The sequence below is a fragment of the Pseudomonas sp. Ant30-3 genome (genome assembly GCF_000690905.1).
Classification (GTDB): domain Bacteria; phylum Pseudomonadota; class Gammaproteobacteria; order Pseudomonadales; family Pseudomonadaceae; genus Aquipseudomonas.
Genome location: NZ_JMCL01000031.1, coordinates 34373 through 52266, shown reverse-complemented (window position 1 = coordinate 52266; position 17894 = coordinate 34373). Strand labels below are relative to the sequence as shown.

10 protein-coding genes and 1 other RNA gene are annotated in these 17894 nt (G+C 60.1%); 4 read left to right on the top strand and 7 right to left on the bottom strand.

The genetic code is table 11. From position 1 onward, the window contains the following. Nucleotides 1-21 precede the first annotated feature (21 nt). Nucleotides 22-2079: a DNA polymerase III subunit gamma/tau gene (gene dnaX, locus DU29_RS0108795; protein ID WP_028621408.1), complete on the bottom strand. Its 2058-nt coding sequence runs from the start codon at nucleotides 2077-2079 to the stop codon at nucleotides 22-24. A gap of 142 nt (nucleotides 2080-2221) precedes the next feature. On the opposite strand from dnaX, the gene DU29_RS0108790 reads away from it, so the two are divergent. Further along, on the top strand, nucleotides 2222-2983 hold the full coding sequence (locus DU29_RS0108790) for a substrate-binding periplasmic protein (RefSeq protein ID WP_028621407.1): 762 nt from the start codon (nucleotides 2222-2224) through the stop codon (nucleotides 2981-2983). A gap of 151 nt (nucleotides 2984-3134) precedes the next feature. Here DU29_RS0108790 and ffs read toward each other — a convergent pair. From ffs to DU29_RS0108760, 6 genes are all read right to left on the bottom strand, one after another. Beyond that, an RNA gene (gene ffs / locus DU29_RS1000000131285) (signal recognition particle sRNA small type) lies at nucleotides 3135-3231 on the bottom strand. 333 nt (nucleotides 3232-3564) lie between these two features. Further along, nucleotides 3565-4731, bottom strand: a complete 1167-nt coding sequence (locus DU29_RS0108780) for a zinc-binding metallopeptidase family protein (RefSeq protein WP_028621406.1) — start codon at nucleotides 4729-4731, stop codon at nucleotides 3565-3567. A gap of 279 nt (nucleotides 4732-5010) precedes the next feature. Continuing rightward, on the bottom strand, nucleotides 5011-7368 hold the full coding sequence (ligA, locus tag DU29_RS0108775) for an NAD-dependent DNA ligase LigA (protein WP_028621405.1): 2358 nt from the start codon (nucleotides 7366-7368) through the stop codon (nucleotides 5011-5013). Between the two features lie 157 nt (nucleotides 7369-7525). Next, nucleotides 7526-8377 (bottom strand): cell division protein ZipA, encoded by an 852-nt coding sequence (zipA, locus tag DU29_RS0108770; protein ID WP_028621404.1) that lies wholly within the window; start codon nucleotides 8375-8377, stop codon nucleotides 7526-7528. Nucleotides 8378-8635: 258 nt separating this feature from the next. Continuing rightward, nucleotides 8636-12124, bottom strand: coding sequence for a chromosome segregation protein SMC (smc, locus tag DU29_RS0108765; protein WP_028621403.1), 3489 nt, complete (start codon nucleotides 12122-12124; stop codon nucleotides 8636-8638). Between the two features lie 2 nt (nucleotides 12125-12126). Next, nucleotides 12127-12786, bottom strand: a complete 660-nt coding sequence (locus tag DU29_RS0108760; RefSeq protein ID WP_028621402.1) for a GntR family transcriptional regulator — start codon at nucleotides 12784-12786, stop codon at nucleotides 12127-12129. A gap of 268 nt (nucleotides 12787-13054) precedes the next feature. Here DU29_RS0108760 and xdhA point away from each other — a divergent pair, with 268 nt between their 5' ends. The 3 genes from xdhA to xdhC all read left to right on the top strand — a co-directional run bounded on the left by xdhA (nucleotide 13055) and on the right by xdhC (nucleotide 17888). After that, nucleotides 13055-14509: a xanthine dehydrogenase small subunit gene (gene xdhA / locus DU29_RS0108755; RefSeq protein ID WP_028621401.1), complete on the top strand. Its 1455-nt coding sequence runs from the start codon at nucleotides 13055-13057 to the stop codon at nucleotides 14507-14509. After that, the gene (gene xdhB, locus DU29_RS0108750; RefSeq protein ID WP_028621400.1) at nucleotides 14502-16901 is read left to right on the top strand and encodes a xanthine dehydrogenase molybdopterin binding subunit; all 2400 of its coding nucleotides are present in this window, start codon (nucleotides 14502-14504) and stop codon (nucleotides 16899-16901) included. The genes xdhA and xdhB overlap by 8 nt, the downstream gene beginning before the upstream one ends. 141 nt (nucleotides 16902-17042) lie before the next feature. Then, the gene (gene xdhC, locus DU29_RS0108745) at nucleotides 17043-17888 is read left to right on the top strand and encodes a xanthine dehydrogenase accessory protein XdhC (RefSeq protein ID WP_028621399.1); all 846 of its coding nucleotides are present in this window, start codon (nucleotides 17043-17045) and stop codon (nucleotides 17886-17888) included. Nucleotides 17889-17894 lie beyond the last annotated feature (6 nt).

Here is a 17894-nt window from a genome sequence, read left to right as displayed (position 1 = left end):
GCGACCAAACGCCTTCAGTTATTAGCCCTGACTGACCAGAGCTTCGACAGGTTCAATAGTATCGTTGCGGATGACCGCACCGAACTGCTGCATCATTTGCTGGATGAACGGATCACCATGGATCGACGCCTCGGCCTCGCGCTGGCGGTCGACCCGTCGACGAGACGCCGCCTGAGCCGGAGTTTCCTGCTCGGGCTTGATCAGTTCCATGCTCAGGGACAGCGTGCGTCCGTGATACTGGTTCAATGCGTCGTTGAGACGGCGTTGCTGGGTCGCGTTGAACAAGGCGCTATGGGCCGGGTCCAGGTGCAGCAACCAATTGTCGCCATCAACGGCGATGAGCGTGCAGTTGGCGGCGATGCTGCCGGTCATACCGGAAATCGGCAATTTCGGGAACAGCTCCAGCCATTGCAGCGCCAGACCGGTCGCCGGCATCGCGGCCGGTTCAGGTTCGGGTTCCGGCGTCGGTTCGGCAGCGTGCTCGCTGGCCAGCTCATCGAGGTAGCTGTAGGACGAATCCATGTCAGGCTCGATGTAATCTTCATCCAGCGGCGGCTCGTCATCAAGGTCGACGCCGGGCGTCGCGGCATCGACTTCGGCCACAGACGGTTCCGGAATCGGCGCGGCAGCCCACTCGGGGGCATCGGGCACGACACTGTCCGGGGTTGGCAACGGCATCGGTGGCAATTCGGGCTGCTCGGCGGCGGTTTCCAGCATGGGCTCTACCGCAGCCTGCTGCACCACTTCGGGCTCGACCGGGTCATTCCACGGCAGGTCGACAACCGGTTCGATCGCGACCGGCTCCGCTAAGGGCTCCGGTTCGGCAACCGGCGCCACCGGTTCAGGCTCGGGCGGCGTGCTCTCCACAACGGGTGCAGCCGCCATAGGAGCTACCGGCGCAATGACAGGCGCGGCAGCCACTGAATGTGCGGAATCAACTGTGGCCTGGCTGATCCCCACTGGCTTTAGCGGTTGCCTCGGGGCGTCTGCCGTGTCTGCCGGGCGGAATGCGAGCATCCGCAGCAGGACCATCTCAAACCCACCGCGGGGGTCTGGCGCCAGCGGCAAATCGCGGCGCCCGATCAGGCCCATCTGGTAGTAAAACTGTACATCCTCGGCCGGTAATGCCTGGGCCAGTGCCAGCACCCGGTCACGGTCACCGTGGCCATTATCGACGCCTTCAGGCAACGCCTGGGCGATGGCAACCCGGTGCAGCACATTGAGAATTTCCGAAAGCACGCCGTTCCAGTCCGGCCCTTGTTCAGCCAGATGGCGGACGGCTTCGAGCAACGCCTTGGCGTCGCCTTCGATCAACGAGTGCAGTACGTCATAGACCTGGCCGTGATCGAGGGTGCCGAGCATCGCCCGCACATCGGCGGCCATGACCTTGCCCTCGCCGAAGGCGATTGCCTGGTCTGTCAGGCTCATGGCGTCGCGCATCGAACCATCGGCGGCGCGACCCAGCAACCACAATGCATCGTCCTCGAACGGCACGTTTTCCACACCAAGAACGTGGGTCAAATGCTCGACCACGCGCTCCGGCGTCATGTTCTTCAGGGAGAACTGCAGGCACCGCGAGAGAATGGTCGCAGGCAGTTTCTGCGGGTCGGTGGTCGCCAGGATGAATTTGACGTAGGGCGGCGGCTCTTCAAGGGTTTTCAGCAGCGCATTGAAGGAATGGCTGGACAGCATGTGCACTTCGTCGATCAGGTAGACCTTGAAGCGCCCGCGGCTTGGGGCGTATTGCACATTGTCGAGCAGCTCGCGGGTGTCCTCGACCTTGGTTCGGCTCGCGGCGTCGATCTCGATCAGGTCGACAAAGCGGCCTTCATCGATTTCACGGCACACCGAGCACTCCCCGCAGGGTGTCGAAGTGATACCTGTTTCACAGTTCAGGCATTTCGCGATGATCCGCGCAATCGTGGTCTTGCCCACCCCGCGCGTACCGGTGAACAAGTAAGCGTGGTGCAGCCGCTGGCTGTCCAAGGCATTGATCAGAGCCTTGAGCACATGGGTCTGGCCGACCATTTCGCGGAACGAGCGCGGACGCCATTTACGTGCAAGAACCTGATAACTCATCGAAAACCGTCGCCACTGGAAAGCAGAAGCGGCTAATGCTAGCGGAGCAAGGGCAAAATTGCATCCGGTGCGCTCGTCTATTCTGGCTAAGATGCATTTTGCGGGCGCTCGCAGCTCGGTTTTCATTTGTATCGGAGTGTTTATGCGGCTGGCCTTGGGGGCAATGCTGTTGATGAGTCTGTGCGCTGCCGCCACCGAGCCGCCACTGCGCTTCGTGGTGCCCGACAGTTGGGCGATGCCGATGGTGCAACTGGAACGCGGCCGCCCAATCCAGGGCATCCTGCATGACGTCATGATCAGCCTCGCGACCCAGGTCGGCGCACCGGCGCAATTTCATGTATTGCCCCGGGCGCGTGTGCAAAACGCCATGGAACGCGGCGAGGTCGATATTCGCTGCTACGCCGCGCAGTCATGGCTGCCGAATCAGTCCGGCGACTACATCTGGAGCATTCTGCTCTGGAGCCAACCGGATCTACTGGTCAGCAAGCAGGCGTCAGCCACACCGATCGTTACGGCAGATCTGCCGCGACAATCCATCGGCACCGTGCACGGCTACAGCTACCCGACCCTGCAACCGCTGTTCGATACTGAGCGCCTGCTCCGAGAAGACGCACGCAATCAGGAGCAGGTGCTGGAGAAACTGCTGGCCGGGCGTTACCAATATGCGGTGAGCAATCAGTGGACGCTGGAGTGGTTCAACCAACGTCTGCAGCCCGAACAGCAACTACAAGGCGTTGCGGTATTGCAGGTGCACAAAGTCGGCTGCTTTGTGCGCAATGATCCGAACGTGCCGGTGCAGCGAATTCTGCGCACGCTGTTGAGGATGAAAATGTCCGGGGAAATTGATGACATTATTCGTCTATACATCGGCGGAAAACCCGCAGTCGATGGGGCCAATCGCTAAGACCCGGGGTGGGCCAGCGCTGCAATTTCCAATTGCGAGCCACAAAACGCAGACGAAAAAAAATCCGCCCCGGACAGCGTCCGTTGGCAGAGCATGAAAATAATAATGGGTAGGTAACGCGAAAGACATCCGTGTTGCGTTATGGAGGCAACCCCACCAGCCACACCCCGGCACACAATGTTCCCGCTGTGGCTGCTTCCTTCCGGATCTGACCAGGTTCACGGGTAATCGTTGCGGGGGGACCGATGGGGTCACCATAACGACGCTCGCCTGACGGTGAGCCGCGCCATTGTACCTGTCTGAGACGAAGTTACAACCGTTCGCGAAGATTAAAAAATATGAATGGGTTCAAGGACATGCACATCAAGCAAAACAGCGGCCGGGTGGCCGACGTTGCTCCCGCGCATCACCGCACCCTGTAGCAGCTGTCGAGCCTGCGAGGCTGCGTCCGGCTGCGCAGCAGTCGGTTAAACCCGCCGCTGCGAACTGTCAGCCCGACCGTGAACGCCGGGTTTACGACTGCTGCGCAGCCGGACGCAGCCTTCGGCAGCTGCTACAGGTTTGGGTGATTTTGCGGGAGGTTACAGGTCTTGCACCACCTCATCCGCCCTGCCGCCCTCTTGCTGGATCACCAAGTGGATGAAGTGCAGTTTGGCTATGACGGCTGGCGGCAGAACGAACGGATAGAAATCCGGCTGGCCCATGCTGCGCGACAACTCGTTGAGCATGCCGGCCAGTTCGATCCAGGCGTTGACGAATGACAGGAACGCCGCGCCACCCGGATGCTCGGGGTCGTAAAGCGTGCTGGGTGGAAATGGTTGGTAGTCGAGATCCATTTCCCGCGCACTCATGCCGAACCCCAGCGCGGTGTCCACGGCATCCATCATGTGCAGGTAGTGAGCCCAGGTTTCCGCCCAGTCTTCCCACGGGTGCATGGTCGCGTACTCGCTGACGCAGCATGTTTGCCAGTCGAGCGGTGGACCCTGCTGATAATGCCGCTCCAGGGCGTCGGCATAGCTGGCGCGCTCGTCCCCGAAAAGCGTGCGAAACGGCTCCAGCCATTGGCTGCCGGCGATCAAGCGATCCCAGTAATAATGCCCGACCTCATGCCGAAAATGGCCGAGTAAAGTGCGATACGGTTCGTGCATTTGCACCCGCACCTGCTCGCGATGGGCGTCGTCCGCTTCCTTGATGTCGAGCGTGATCAAGCCATTGGCATGGCCGGTGGTGGGTGGTTTACCCTCGAGATCGACGCCGATGAAATCGAACGCGAGCCCACCCGCCTCGTCCACGGTTTTCGGAATTACCTGCAAACCGAGGCTGATCAGCTGTGCAACCAGACGCCGCTTGGCCGTTTCTACTTTGCGCCAGCGTTGGTGGTTTTCGAGTATCGTCAGATCAGGAATAGTGTGATTCAAGCGGCAGGCGCTGCACAGCACCTCATGATCATCGGCCGGCAGTAACCAGTTACACGCGGCCGGGGAATCGAGGTTGCCACAGCGGCGGAAGATCCCGGCCTCAGGCTCGGCATCAAGTCGCCAGGTATCCGGCTGGGGACCCGGTTGCAGCGACGACAGGCGACTGTGCTGCGGCTGATAACCCAACATCGCCAGGCAGGCCAGGCATTGAGTGTTGGGAGAGAACAGCGACTGCCCGCAGCGGCACTGCCAGACCTTGCTGTTGCGCGAACGCTCGCCCATGAACGGCGCGGCGATGCGTGAGCTGAGCTGTTCGAAGAAGCGGTACATGGCGATCTCTCCCTGGGGGCTTGCCAAGACTAGATCATTACCCTGTCAAGATCGTTCCCGCTTACTGCGCGACGGCTGATATCGCCTTCGCGAGCAGGCTCGCTCCCACAGTGGATCGCATTCCGCAGAAGAAACACGGTCGACCTGTGGCAGCGAGCGTTCCCGTTTACTGCGCGACGGCTGATATCGCTTTCGCGAGCAGACTCGCTCCCACAGTGGATCGCATTCCGCAGAAGAAACACGGTCGACCTGTGGCAGCGAGCCTGCTCGCGATGGGCATCACGCGGTAATGCCGTGCGAACTCAAAAACGCCACAAACGCCTCTTCATCCATCACCTTCAACCCCAGCTCATTGGCCTTGGTCAACTTCGAACCTGCGCCCGGCCCGGCCACCACGCAATGGGTCTTGGCCGAGACCGAGCCTGCCACCTTGGCACCGAGGCTTTCCAGTTTGTCCTTGGCGACATCGCGGCTCATCAATTCCAGCGAACCGGTCAGCACCCAGGTCTGTCCGGCCAACGGCAACCCTTCGACGATTTTTTTCTCGCTCTGCCAATGCATTCCGAAATCGCGTAACTGCTGTTCGGCGGCTTCAGCGAGTTGACGGTTTTCAGCGATCGCAAAAAACTCTCGCACGGAATTTGCCTGTTTCTCCGGCAGGGCCTGACGCATGTCCAGCCAGTCTGCGGTGAACACGCCTTGCAGCGAACCGAAGCGGTCCGCCAGTTTCTGCGCCCCGCCCGGCCCTACCGAAGGAATGTGCAATTTGTCGAGGAAACCGCCCAGCGTGGTGCTGGCCGCGAATTCGGCGCCCAGGTCGCCCTGATCCTGAATCTGCAAACCGTGCTTGAGCAGATCCTTGATGACCTGCTGGTTGTGCTCTTCCTCAAAAAAGCTGTGAATCTCGTGCGCCACTTCCAGGCCCACATCCGGCAGATACGTGAGCACATGCGGCAGCGCTTGCTGAACCCGCTCCAGCGTACCCAGAGAGCGCGCCAACACTTTGGCCGTTTCTTCGCCGACATCAGGAATGCCGAGCGCGTAAATAAAGCGCGCCAGACTTGGCTTCTTGCTGTCCTCGATGGCGCTGAGCAGCTTCTTGCTCGACAGCTCGGCAAACCCTTCCAGGTCGACAATGTCGTCAAACTTCAAGGCATACAGATCGGCCGGCGAACCCACCAGACCTTCGTCGACCAATTGCTCAACGCTTTTGTCGCCCAGACCTTCGATGTCCATCGCGCGGCGCGAGACAAAGTGAATGATTGCCTGCTTGAGTTGCGCCCCGCAGGCCAGGCGGCCGACGCAGCGGTATACCGCACCTTCGCTTACGGTTTCGCGACCCTTGCTGCGCTTGACCAGTTGCGTGCGCTCAACTTGCGAGCCGCACACCGGGCAGTGCTCGGGAATCTGCACTGCCCGGGCGTTTTCCGGGCGGCGCTCGGTGACCACTTGCACCACTTGCGGAATCACGTCGCCCGCTCGGCGAATGATCACCGTGTCGCCGATCATCAAGCCCAGGCGTGCTACTTCGTCCATGTTGTGCAAGGTCGCGTTGGCCACGGTGACGCCGGCCACTTTCACCGGTTTCAAACGGGCCACGGGGGTGACCGCACCGGTACGACCGACCTGAAATTCCACGTCGAGCAACTCGGTGAGTTCTTCCATCGCCGGGAATTTGTGGGCGATGGCCCAGCGCGGTTCGCGGGCGCGAAACCCGAGTTCGCGCTGGGACGCGATACTGTTGACCTTGAATACGACACCGTCGATTTCATAGGTCAGGTCGTTGCGGCGTGAACCGATGTCGCGGTAGTAATCCAGGCACTCGTCGATGCCGTGGGCGAGTTTCAACTCGCGGCTGATGGGCATGCCCCATTGCTGAAGCTGCTTGAGATTGCCGATATGCGTGTCGGCGATGTCGGCGGAAATCTGGCCGATGCCGTAGCAACAGAATTCCAGCGGGCGGTTGGCGGTGATCTTCGAGTCCAACTGACGCAAGCTCCCCGCCGCCGCATTGCGCGGGTTGGCGAAGGTCTTGCCGCCTACCTCTAGTTGCGTGGCGTTTAGACGCTCGAAACCGGCCTTGGACATGAACACTTCGCCGCGCACTTCGAGGGTCGCCGGCCAACCGCTGCCTTGCAGCTTCAGTGGAATATTACGCACCGTGCGCACGTTGACGCTGATGTCTTCACCGGTGGTGCCGTCGCCGCGAGTGGCGCCGCGTACCAGCACGCCATCCTGATACAGCAGGCTGACCGCCAGGCCATCGAGTTTGGGTTCGCAGCTGTATTCCACCGCCGCTCCGCCGCCGAGCAAATCTCCGACCGGCAGATCGAGGCCTTCCGTCACCCGGCGATCGAACTCGCGCATGTCGGTTTCTTCGAAGGCGTTGCCGAGGCTTAGCATCGGCACTTCATGGCGCACTTGCGTGAACGCAGACAGCGCCGCGCTACCGACGCGCTGGGTCGGCGAATCGCTGGTCACCAGGTCGGGATTGGCCGCTTCCAGAGCCTTGAGTTCATGAAACAAGCGGTCGTACTCGGCGTCCGGGATGCTCGGCTCGTCCAGCACGTGATAGCGATAGTTGTGCTGATCCAGCTCAGCGCGCAGCTCTAAAATGCGGGTTTTAGCGGCGGTCATGGGTGTTCTCTCATAAAGCAAAAGAGCAGCCGAGGCTGCTCAATCTGATTTCATTTTTGTAGCAAGAGATCGCAGCCTCGTTTCACTCGACAGCTCCTACAGGTATTGCTGTGTCTGTAGGAGCTATCGAGTGCAACGAGCTGCGATCTCTTCGTCCTTAACGCTTCTGCGTCAAAGCACGACGCTCGAATTCAACAATGCGCTGGCGGTAATGCTCGATCGTCTGAGCCGTCAGAACGCTGCGCTGGTCATCCTTCAGCTCGCCGTTCAATTCTTGCGACAATTTACGTGCCGCGGCGACCATCACATCAAAAGCCTGCTTGGGATGACGCGGGCCTGGCAGACCGAGGAAGAAGCTCACGGCCGGGGTGCTGAAGTGGTCGATGTCGTCCAGATCGAAGATGCCGGGCTTGACCGCATTGGCCATCGAGAACAGCACTTCGCCGTTACCGGCCATGCTTTCGTGGCGATGGAAAATATCCATCTCGCCGAAACGCAGGCCGCTTTCGAGAATGTTCTGCAACAGCGCCGGGCCCTTGAAGCCCGCCGCATCACGGCAGATCACACTGATCACCAGCACTTCTTCAGCTTGCGGCTGCTCTCTGTCACTGGCCGATGGCGACGGTTTGGTGTCATCCGGGAAATCATCAGCACTGCTGAAGCTCGGGCCGCCGTCCAGATCCAGGTTCAGATTCAAATCACCTTGCGAAGGCTCACCGTGCCCGCGCTTGCCGCGCTTGGAACCCGATTCACGGGTTTCCCGGGCAGGCATGCTCACCGACGGCAAATCGTGCTCGTCCAGCTGCGGCTCCTTGTGGGTATCCAGTACCCGCGGCGGGCCCAATAGCTCGGCGCTGGTGTCCTCGTCGGGCAGATTGGACAAATTGCGGTCGAGACGAAATTTCAGTTTTCCCTTGCCGCCGCGCATCCGGCGCCAGCCATCGAAAAGAATACCGGCAATGACAATAATGCCGATGACGATCAGCCACTCGCGCAGACCGATTTCCATGTAATCCCGTGCCTCTATAAAAAATGCTGAAAAATAAGGGGTTTACAACTCGCAAACCGCTTTAAAACGTGGCGCCAACTCTATGTTCTGACAGGCGTTTTGCCCACGTATACGAAAAATTGACATTAAACTAGCACGACCAAAGGCAACTTTACACCGTCTGTCTCAACAGCTTCGACGATTATGTCGATTGGCCAGCAAGTAAAGGACGGTAAAAAAGTCCTACAGACTAAAAATACTTACCCTACAAGCGAATTCCTAGGCATCCACCATCGCCATCGCTTCCTCGACATCCACTGCCACCAGTCTCGAACAACCTGGCTCATGCATCGTCACCCCCATCAATTGATCAGCCATTTCCATGGCGATCTTGTTGTGGGTGATATAGATGAACTGCACCGTCTGCGACATCTCTTTGACCAGCCGGGCGTAGCGTCCGACGTTAGCGTCATCTAGTGGCGCGTCAACCTCATCGAGCATGCAGAACGGCGCCGGATTCAACTTGAAAATCGCAAAAACCAGCGCCAGCGCGGTCAAGGCTTTTTCACCGCCGGACAGGAGATGGATGGTGCTGTTCTTCTTTCCGGGCGGTCGCGCCATGATCGTCACCCCTGTATCGAGTAGATCTTCGCCCGTCAGTTCCAAATACGCGCTGCCACCACCGAAAACTTTTGGGAAAAGCGCCTGTAAACCGCTGTTGATCTGATCAAAGGTATCTTTGAAACGGTTACGGGTTTCCTTGTCGATCTTGCGAATCACGTTTTCCAGCGTATCAAGCGCTTCCACCAGATCGTCGTTCTGAGCGTCCAGATAACGTTTACGCTCGGATTGTTGCTGATACTCGTCGATGGCTGCGAGGTTGATCGCGCCCAGTCGCTGAATGCGCGCGGCGATGCGTTCGAGCTCTTCTTCGGCGTCTTTCTCGTTGGCCTCGGCGGTCAACGTGGCGAGCACGCCGTGAAGGTCGTAGCCGTCTTCCAGCAACTGGTCCTGCAGAGTCTTGCGGCGCACGGTCAGGGCTTGCCATTCCATGCGCTGCGTTTCCATCTGGCCACGGATCAGCTGCGATTGCTGTTCGGCCTGGCTACGGCGTTTTTCGGCGTCGCGCAGTTCGCGGTCGGCGTCTTCCATGGCGATCTGCGCGGTCTTGAGTTCCTCGTCGACGGTCATGCGCTTGTCGAGCAGCTCTTCGAGTTTGAGGCGCAACTCTTCCAGCGGTGCCTCGCCCTCCTCCAGATTGAGGCTCAGTTGCTCGCGCTTTTCAGTCAGGCGCTCGGACTGCATCTCCAGCCGCTCAAGAGCCTGGCGCGTCGAGTCATGCTGCGCCTTGAGCGAGCCCAGACGCACCGCCAGTTGATGCGCGTGATCCTTGTGCTGTCGGGCTTCCTGACGCACGCGATCGAGGCGCTCGCGCAGGCTGTCGCGCTGGGCCAATAATAATTCGCGCTGTTCGGTATCGAGCGCCATGGCGTCGAGGGCATCCTGCAATTGCAGGCGTGCTTCGCCGACACTTTCGTGCTCCAGCGCGCGCTGTTCGGCCAGCTCGGTGAGCTCTTCGTCGAGACGAGTGCGGCGCAAGGTCAGTTGTTCGGCCTTGGCTTTGCCAGCGGACAACTGCGCTTTCAATTCGCCCTGCTGACGCGCTTCGTCTTGCAGCAGACGGCGCAAATGTTCGCGGCCGTTTTCCTGCTGACGCTGCTGCGCGCGCAGATTTTGCAGCTGCGTTTCCAGGGTGTCGACCGTGGCTTCGCGCTCTTCACGCTCAAGGCTCAGGTCCTGAATTTCCTGGCCGCGCGCCAGCACGCCGCTTTCCGCTTCACTGGCGCGACGCACGCGTAAAAAGTGCCGACCAACCCAGTAACCGTCGCGGCTGATCAGGCTTTGCCCGGCCGACAACTGACCGCGCAGGGCCAACGCCTGTTCGAGGCTGTCGACCGGTTTGACGTGTGCCAGCCATGGCGACAGATCAATGTTCGCCTCGACCTTGTCGAGCAAAGTGCCAGGCACCCGCACGCCATCGCTGGCCGGGCTCACCAGACGCAGATCACCCTGGGAAAAACCGGCCAGATCATAGTCTCCAACGTCATCGACCAGCACCGCTTGCAGGTCGGCGCCGAGCACGGTTTCCACCGCCAGCTCCCATCCGGCTTCGACCTTCAAATCTTCGGCCAGACGCGGGCGATCCAACAGTTGCTGTTCTCGCAACCATTCTGCCGTTCCAGTGCCTGGGTCGAGCGCGGCTTGCTGCAAGGCTTCAAGTGAAGCGAGACGCCCGTTCAGACGTTGCAAATCGCCTTGGGCCTGCTGCTGCGCGGTCAGCGCTTGCTGCAACTCCTGACGCAACTGCTCGAGGCGTTCGACCTGCGCTTCTTCACTGGCCTGCAAATCTTCAAGCGTGGCTTCGGAGGCCGCCAACTGCTCGCTGATTTCCATGATCGCCGCATCTTCCGGATCGGCCGAAAGCAACGCCCGCTCTTCGCCGAGGCGCTTCTGGCGATCCGCCAGACGCTCCATGCTGGTTTCCAGCTGCTGAATGCGCGACTGCTGAACCTCGGACTGACGCCGCGGCTCGGCAGACGACAGGTTGAAGGCGTCCCACTGTTCCTGCCACGCGTGCATGGTGGTTTCGGATTCTTCCAGCGCGGCAGCGGCTTCTTCAGCGGCGGCACTGGTGACTTCCTGCTCGGGCGTGAGCATGTCGAGCTCTTCGCCGAGGGTCAGCAGCAACGTGCGGTCATGGCCCAGATGCGATTCGGTTTCCATGCGCGCGCGCTCGGCTTCTTTAAGGTCATCCTGCAATTGCCGTAAACGTTGCTGACCATGCTGAATGCTCTGCTCGACCCGCGCGATGTCACCGCCGACCGAATAGAATCGGCCCTGCACCAGATTGAAGCGCTCGGAGAGGTCGTGATGGCCGTCACGCAAGCGTTCGATGCTCGCATCGGCATTGCGCTGCTCGGCGACCAAGGCTTCGAAACTGACTTCCTGGGTGCCGATCACCGCTTCGCGCTGCCCGACCTGCTCATTCAGCGCCTGCCAGCGCAAGGCGGACAATTGAGCCTTGAGTTGCCGCTCCTCGCCTTTGTATTCCTGATATTTCTTTGCCGCCTCGGCCTGCCGGTGCAAGCGTTCAAGCTGACGCTCCAGCTCTTCGCGCAGGTCAGTCAGGCGGGCGAGGTTTTCGTGGGTGCGGCGGATGCGGTTTTCAGTCTCGCGCCGGCGCTCCTTGTATTTGGATATGCCGGCGGCTTCTTCGATGAAATTGCGCAAGTCTTCGGGCTTGGACTCGATCAGCTTGGAGATCATCCCCTGCTCGATGATCGAATAGCTGCGCGGGCCCAGGCCTGTACCCAGAAAAATGTCGGTAATATCACGACGTCGGCATTTGGTGCCGTTGAGGTAGTAAGTGGTCTGGCTGTCGCGGGTCACCTTGCGGCGAATGGAAATTTCCGCATAGGCGGCGTACTCGCCGAGCAGGGTGCCGTCGGAGTTGTCGAACACCAGCTCGATGCTGGCCTGACTCACCGGTTTGCGACTGGTCGAGCCGTTGAAGATGACGTCGGTCATCGACTCGCCGCGCAGATTTTTTGCCGAGCTCTCACCCATTACCCAACGCACGGCGTCGATAATGTTCGACTTGCCGCAACCATTGGGTCCGACTACTGCGGCCATGTTACTGGGGAAGTTCACCGTGGTCGGGTCGACGAAGGACTTGAATCCCGCCAGCTTGATGCACTTCAGCCGCACCCTTAAGCGTCCGCCAGGGCGGAAACCACCAGATCGCTGCTGCGCTGGGCATAGGCCGTCAGCACTTCGCGGATCAGTGGAAAGTCGCGAGCGAGCACGGCCGCGAGCAAGCGTTCGAACAGCTCGAGGAATTCGCTCATCGACGCCTTGCGCTGGTCGAGGGCAAGGAAATACGCGCGGCTCATGGCCGGTTGGAGATTCTCGACAGTTTCCTGCAAGTATGGATTGTTGGCGAACGGGTAAGCCGCGCGCATCACGCTGAAGCTGTCGTCGACAAAAGTGCGGATGTCCTGACGCTCGCAACTGGCCGCCAGACGCTGCTGAATCTGCACGAACGGCGCCATGTCGGCCTGAACCTGCCAGCCTTTGGCGACGGCGTTGCCGAGCAGAATGTACAACTCGCTCATCAGCGTGCACAGGCTCTGCACCTTGTGCACGGTGAGTTCGGTCACGTGGGCGCCACGGCGCGGCAGAATCGCGATCAAGTGGCGGCGTTCGAGGATCAGCAAGGCTTCGCGGACCGATCCGCGGCTGACGTTGAGTGCCAGCGTGACCTTCTGTTCCTGAATGCGCTCACCGGGCTTCATTTCGCCACGAATGATGCGCTCGGCGAGGTGGTGGGCGATTTGCTCGGCGAGGCTGTCCGGCGCCTTGAACGTCATGGTTGTCCCTTCAAACTCTTTGGTCTTCACAAGCGGCGCAGTGTAGCGCAAGTGAAGGGTCGTGGCGGAGTGCCCACTCGGCGGTTTTGGCATGATTCCCGCAAAAAAAGCAGGGTATCCCGTGAGGGTCAATAATGAAGTAACACGTTGTTGATCGACAAAATGAGCTTTCCTGACCTTTAAGTCAGAAAATCATTGACCACAAAGTCAGACCTGATAAATTCGGTCCACGTCGGTTAACAACAATAATGAGTCTGCGAGGCCTTCCGTGATCCAGTTTTTACTTAACCAGGAACTCCGTAGCGAGCACGCCCTGGACCCAAACCTGACCGTGCTCAATTATCTGCGCGAACATGTGGGCAAACCCGGCACTAAAGAAGGCTGCGCCAGCGGTGACTGCGGCGCGTGCACCGTGGTCGTCGGCGAACTGCAGACGGATGACAATGGCCGCGAACATATTCGCTATCGCAGCCTCAACTCGTGCCTGACGTTCGTCTCGTCGTTGCACGGCAAACAACTGATCAGCGTCGAAGACCTCAAGCACCAGGGCGAACTGCACAGCGTGCAAAAAGCCATGGTCGAGTGCCACGGTTCGCAATGCGGTTTCTGCACCCCGGGCTTCGTCATGTCGCTGTTTGCGTTGCAGAAGAACAGTGAGCAGCCGGATTCCCACAAAGCCCACGAAGCCCTCGCCGGCAACCTCTGCCGCTGCACCGGCTACCGACCGATTCTGGAAGCGGCCGAGCAATCCTGCTGCGCCAAGCAGCCCGATCAGTTCGATGCCCGCGAAGCGGACACCATCGTGCGCCTGAAAGCCATCGCCCCCACCGACATCGGCGAACTCAACAGTGGCGACAAGCGTTGCCTGGTGCCGCTGACCGTGGCCGACCTGGCCGACCTCTACGACGCTTACCCGCAAGCACGTTTGCTGGCCGGCGGCACCGACCTGGCGCTGGAAGTCACCCAGTTTCACCGCACCTTGCCGGTGATGATCTACGTCGGCAACGTGGCCGAAATGAAGCGCATCGAACGCTTCGCCGATCGCCTGGAAATCGGCGCCGCGACCGCCCTCTCCGACTGCTACGAAGCCTTGAAGAACGAGTACCCGGACTTCGGCGAATTGCTGCAGCGCTTTGCCTCGTTGCAGATCCGCAACCAGGGCACCTTGGGCGGCAACATCGGCAACGCCTCGCCGATCGGTGATTCACCGCCGCTGCTGATCGCGCTGGGTGCGCAGATCGTTCTGTGCAAAGGCGAAACCCGCCGCACCCTGGCGCTGGAAGATTACTTCATCGATTACCGCGTTACCGCTCGGCAGGAAAGCGAGTTCATCGAAAAGATCATCGTGCCGCGTGCCAGTGCCGAACAACTGTTCCGCGCCTACAAGGTTTCCAAGCGTCTTGACGATGATATTTCCGCGGTCTGCGCCGCCTTCAATCTGCGTGTCGACACTGGCGTGATTGCCGACGCCCGCGTGGCTTTTGGCGGCATGGCTGCGATCCCGAAACGCGCGGCCAATTGCGAAGCCGTTCTGATCGGTGCGCCCTTCAACAGCGCCACTATCGAACGCGCCTGCGCCGCCCTCGCCGAAGATTTCACGCCGCTCTCGGACTTCCGCGCCAGCAAGGAATATCGCCTGCTGGGCGCGCAGAATCTGCTGCGTAAATACTTCATCGAACTGCAAACACCGCACATCGAGACTCGGGTGACCGCTTATGTCTAATCATCACGCTGTAGAGAAGACTCAGGCTGAACTGGCTGAACTGTTCGCCAAGGATTTGACCAGCGGCGTCGGCCGTAGCGTCAAGCACGACAGCGCCGCCAAGCATGTGTCCGGTGAAGCGCAGTACATCGACGACCGCCTGGAATTTCCCAACCAGCTGCACGTGTACGCTCGCCTGTCGGACCGCGCCCACGCGAAAATCATCAGCATCGACACCAAGCCCTGCTATGCCTTCGAAGGTGTGCGCATTGCCATTACCCACGAAGACGTGCCTGGCCTGAAAGACATCGGGCCGCTGCTTCCAGGCGATCCGTTGCTGGCGATAGACGATGTGCAATTTGTTGGTCAACCGGTACTCGCGGTGGCCGCCAAAGACCTGGAAACCGCACGCAAAGCAGCGATGGCGGCGATCATCGAATACGAAGATCTGGAGCCGGTGCTGGACGTGGTCGAAGCCCTGCGCAAACGTCACTTCGTGCTCGACAGCCACACGCATCAGCGCGGCGATTCGGCCGGCGCGCTGGCGACCGCCGAGCACCGTATTCAGGGCACGCTGCACATTGGCGGCCAGGAACACTTCTACCTCGAAACCCAGATCTCTTCGGTGATGCCGACCGAAGATGGCGGGATGATCGTCTACTGCTCGACGCAAAACCCAACCGAGGTGCAGAAGCTAGTCGCCGAAGTGCTTGACGTGTCGATGAACAAGATCGTCGTCGACATGCGCCGCATGGGCGGTGGTTTTGGTGGCAAGGAAACCCAGGCCGCGAGCCCGGCGTGCCTGTGCGCGGTGATCGCGCACCTCACCGGCCAGCCGACCAAGATGCGCCTGCCGCGCGTCGAAGACATGTTGATGACCGGCAAGCGTCACCCGTTTTACGTTGAGTACGATGTCGGCTTCGACAGCACCGGGCGTCTGCACGGCATCGCGCTGGAGCTGGCTGGCAACTGCGGCTGCTCGCCGGACCTCTCCGCGTCGATCGTGGACCGGGCGATGTTCCATGCCGACAACTCGTATTACCTGGGCGATGCGACCATCAACGGTCACCGCTGCAAGACCAACACCGCGTCGAACACCGCCTACCGTGGTTTCGGCGGCCCGCAAGGGATGGTCGCGATCGAAGAAGTGATGGACTCGATTGCCCGTCACCTGGCACTCGATCCGCTGGCCGTGCGCAAGGCCAACTACTACGGTAAAACCGAACGCAACGTCACCCATTACTACCAGACCGTCGAGCACAACATGCTCGAGGAAATGACCGCCGAGCTGGAAGAAAGCAGCCAGTACGCCGAGCGCCGCGAAGCGATTCGTCGCTATAACGCCAACAGCCCGATCCTGAAAAAAGGCCTGGCGCTGACGCCGGTCAAATTCGGTATTTCCTTTACCGCGAGTTTTCTCAATCAGGCCGGCGCGCTGATCCACGTCTACACCGACGGCAGCATCCACCTGAACCACGGCGGCACCGAAATGGGCCAAGGGTTGAACACCAAGGTCGCGCAGGTTGTGGCCGAAGTGTTCCAGGTAGAAATGGACCGCGTGCAGATCACCGCGACAAACACTGACAAGGTGCCAAATACTTCGCCGACGGCAGCTTCCAGCGGTGCCGACCTGAACGGGAAAGCGGCGCAGAATGCGGCAGAAATCATCAAGAAACGCCTGGTCGAATTTGCTGCGCGGCAATACAAAGTCAGCGAAGAGGACGTGGAGTTCCACAACGGTCATGTGCGTGTGCGCGATCACATCCTGACCTTCGAAGCGTTGATCCAGCAGGCGTATTTCGCCCAGGTGTCGCTGTCGAGTACCGGCTTTTACAAGACCCCGAAAATTTTCTACGACCGCAGCCAGGCGCGCGGCCGGCCGTTTTATTACTACGCATTTGGTGCCGCGTGCGCCGAGGTCATCGTCGACACCCTGACCGGCGAATACAAGATGCTGCGCACCGACATTCTGCATGACGTCGGTGACTCGCTGAACCCGGCCATCGACATCGGCCAGGTCGAGGGTGGCTACATTCAGGGCGCGGGCTGGCTGACCATGGAAGAGCTGGTCTGGAACAACAAGGGCAAGCTGATGACCAATGGCCCGGCCAGCTACAAAGTCCCGGCCGTGGCGGACATGCCGCTGGACCTGCGCGTGAAGCTGGTCGAAAACCGCAAGAACCCGGAAGACACGGTGTTCCATTCCAAGGCCGTCGGCGAGCCGCCGTTCATGCTCGGCATCGCCGCGTGGTGCGCGATCAAGGACGCCGTGGCGAGCCTGGGCGATTACAAACATCAACCGAAAATCGACGCGCCGGCGACGCCGGAGCGGGTGTTATGGGGCTGTGAGCAGATGCGCCAGTTAAAGGTGGCGAAGGCTGTTGAGGCTGAAGTTGAGCTGGCTTCGCTCTAGGGACCGAGGCGGCTGGATTGCCAGCAAGCCGGCTCCTACAGATAGGCGGTGATTCGCGTTTATGCGGGCGACGCAAACTTTGTAAGAGCTGGCTTGCTCGCGAAGAGGCTCGAACAGACAACACAGATGTCGAGGTGAAACATGTACAACTGGATCGACGCCCTCGCTAACCTGCAAAATCGCGGCGAACCGTGCGTGTTGGTGACCATCATCGAAGAGCTCGGCTCGACGCCGCGCAATGCCGGTTCGAAAATGGTCATCAGCGCTAACCAGAGCTTCGACACCATCGGTGGCGGGCACCTGGAGTTCAAAGCCATGCAGATCGGCCGCGAGATGCTCGCCAGCGGTAAACAGGACACGCATCTTGAGCGCTTCAGCCTCGGCGCCAGCCTCGGCCAGTGCTGCGGCGGCGTGACCGTTTTACTGTTTGAACCGATGGGTCAGGTGCAGGCGCAGATCGCCGTATTCGGCGCCGGCCATGTCGGGCGCGCACTGGTGCCGTTGCTCGCCAGCCTGCCTTGCCGCGTGCGCTGGATCGACTCGCGGGATGCCGAATTCCCCGAACACATCCCCCACGGCGTGCGCAAAATCGTCAGCGAAGAACCGGTGGATGAAATTGATGATTTGCCCGCTGGCAGCTATTGCATCGTCATGACGCACAATCATCAGCTCGACCTGGAACTCACCGCCGCGATCCTCAAGCGCAACGACTTCGCCTACTTCGGCCTGATCGGCTCGAAGACCAAACGGATGAAGTTCGAACATCGTCTGCGTGATCGCGGTTTTGACAGCAGCGTGCTGCAACGCATGCGCTGCCCGATGGGCATCGGCGAAGTCAAAGGCAAGCTGCCTGTGGAAATCGCCGTCTCCATCGCTGGCGAAATCATCGCCACTTATAACGCCGATTTCGGCCAGCACACTGCCAGTGCCGGATCATCGATTGCCAAATTGCTGCCTGCGTCCCGGCGCAGCCAGGCTTCGAACTAACTGCCA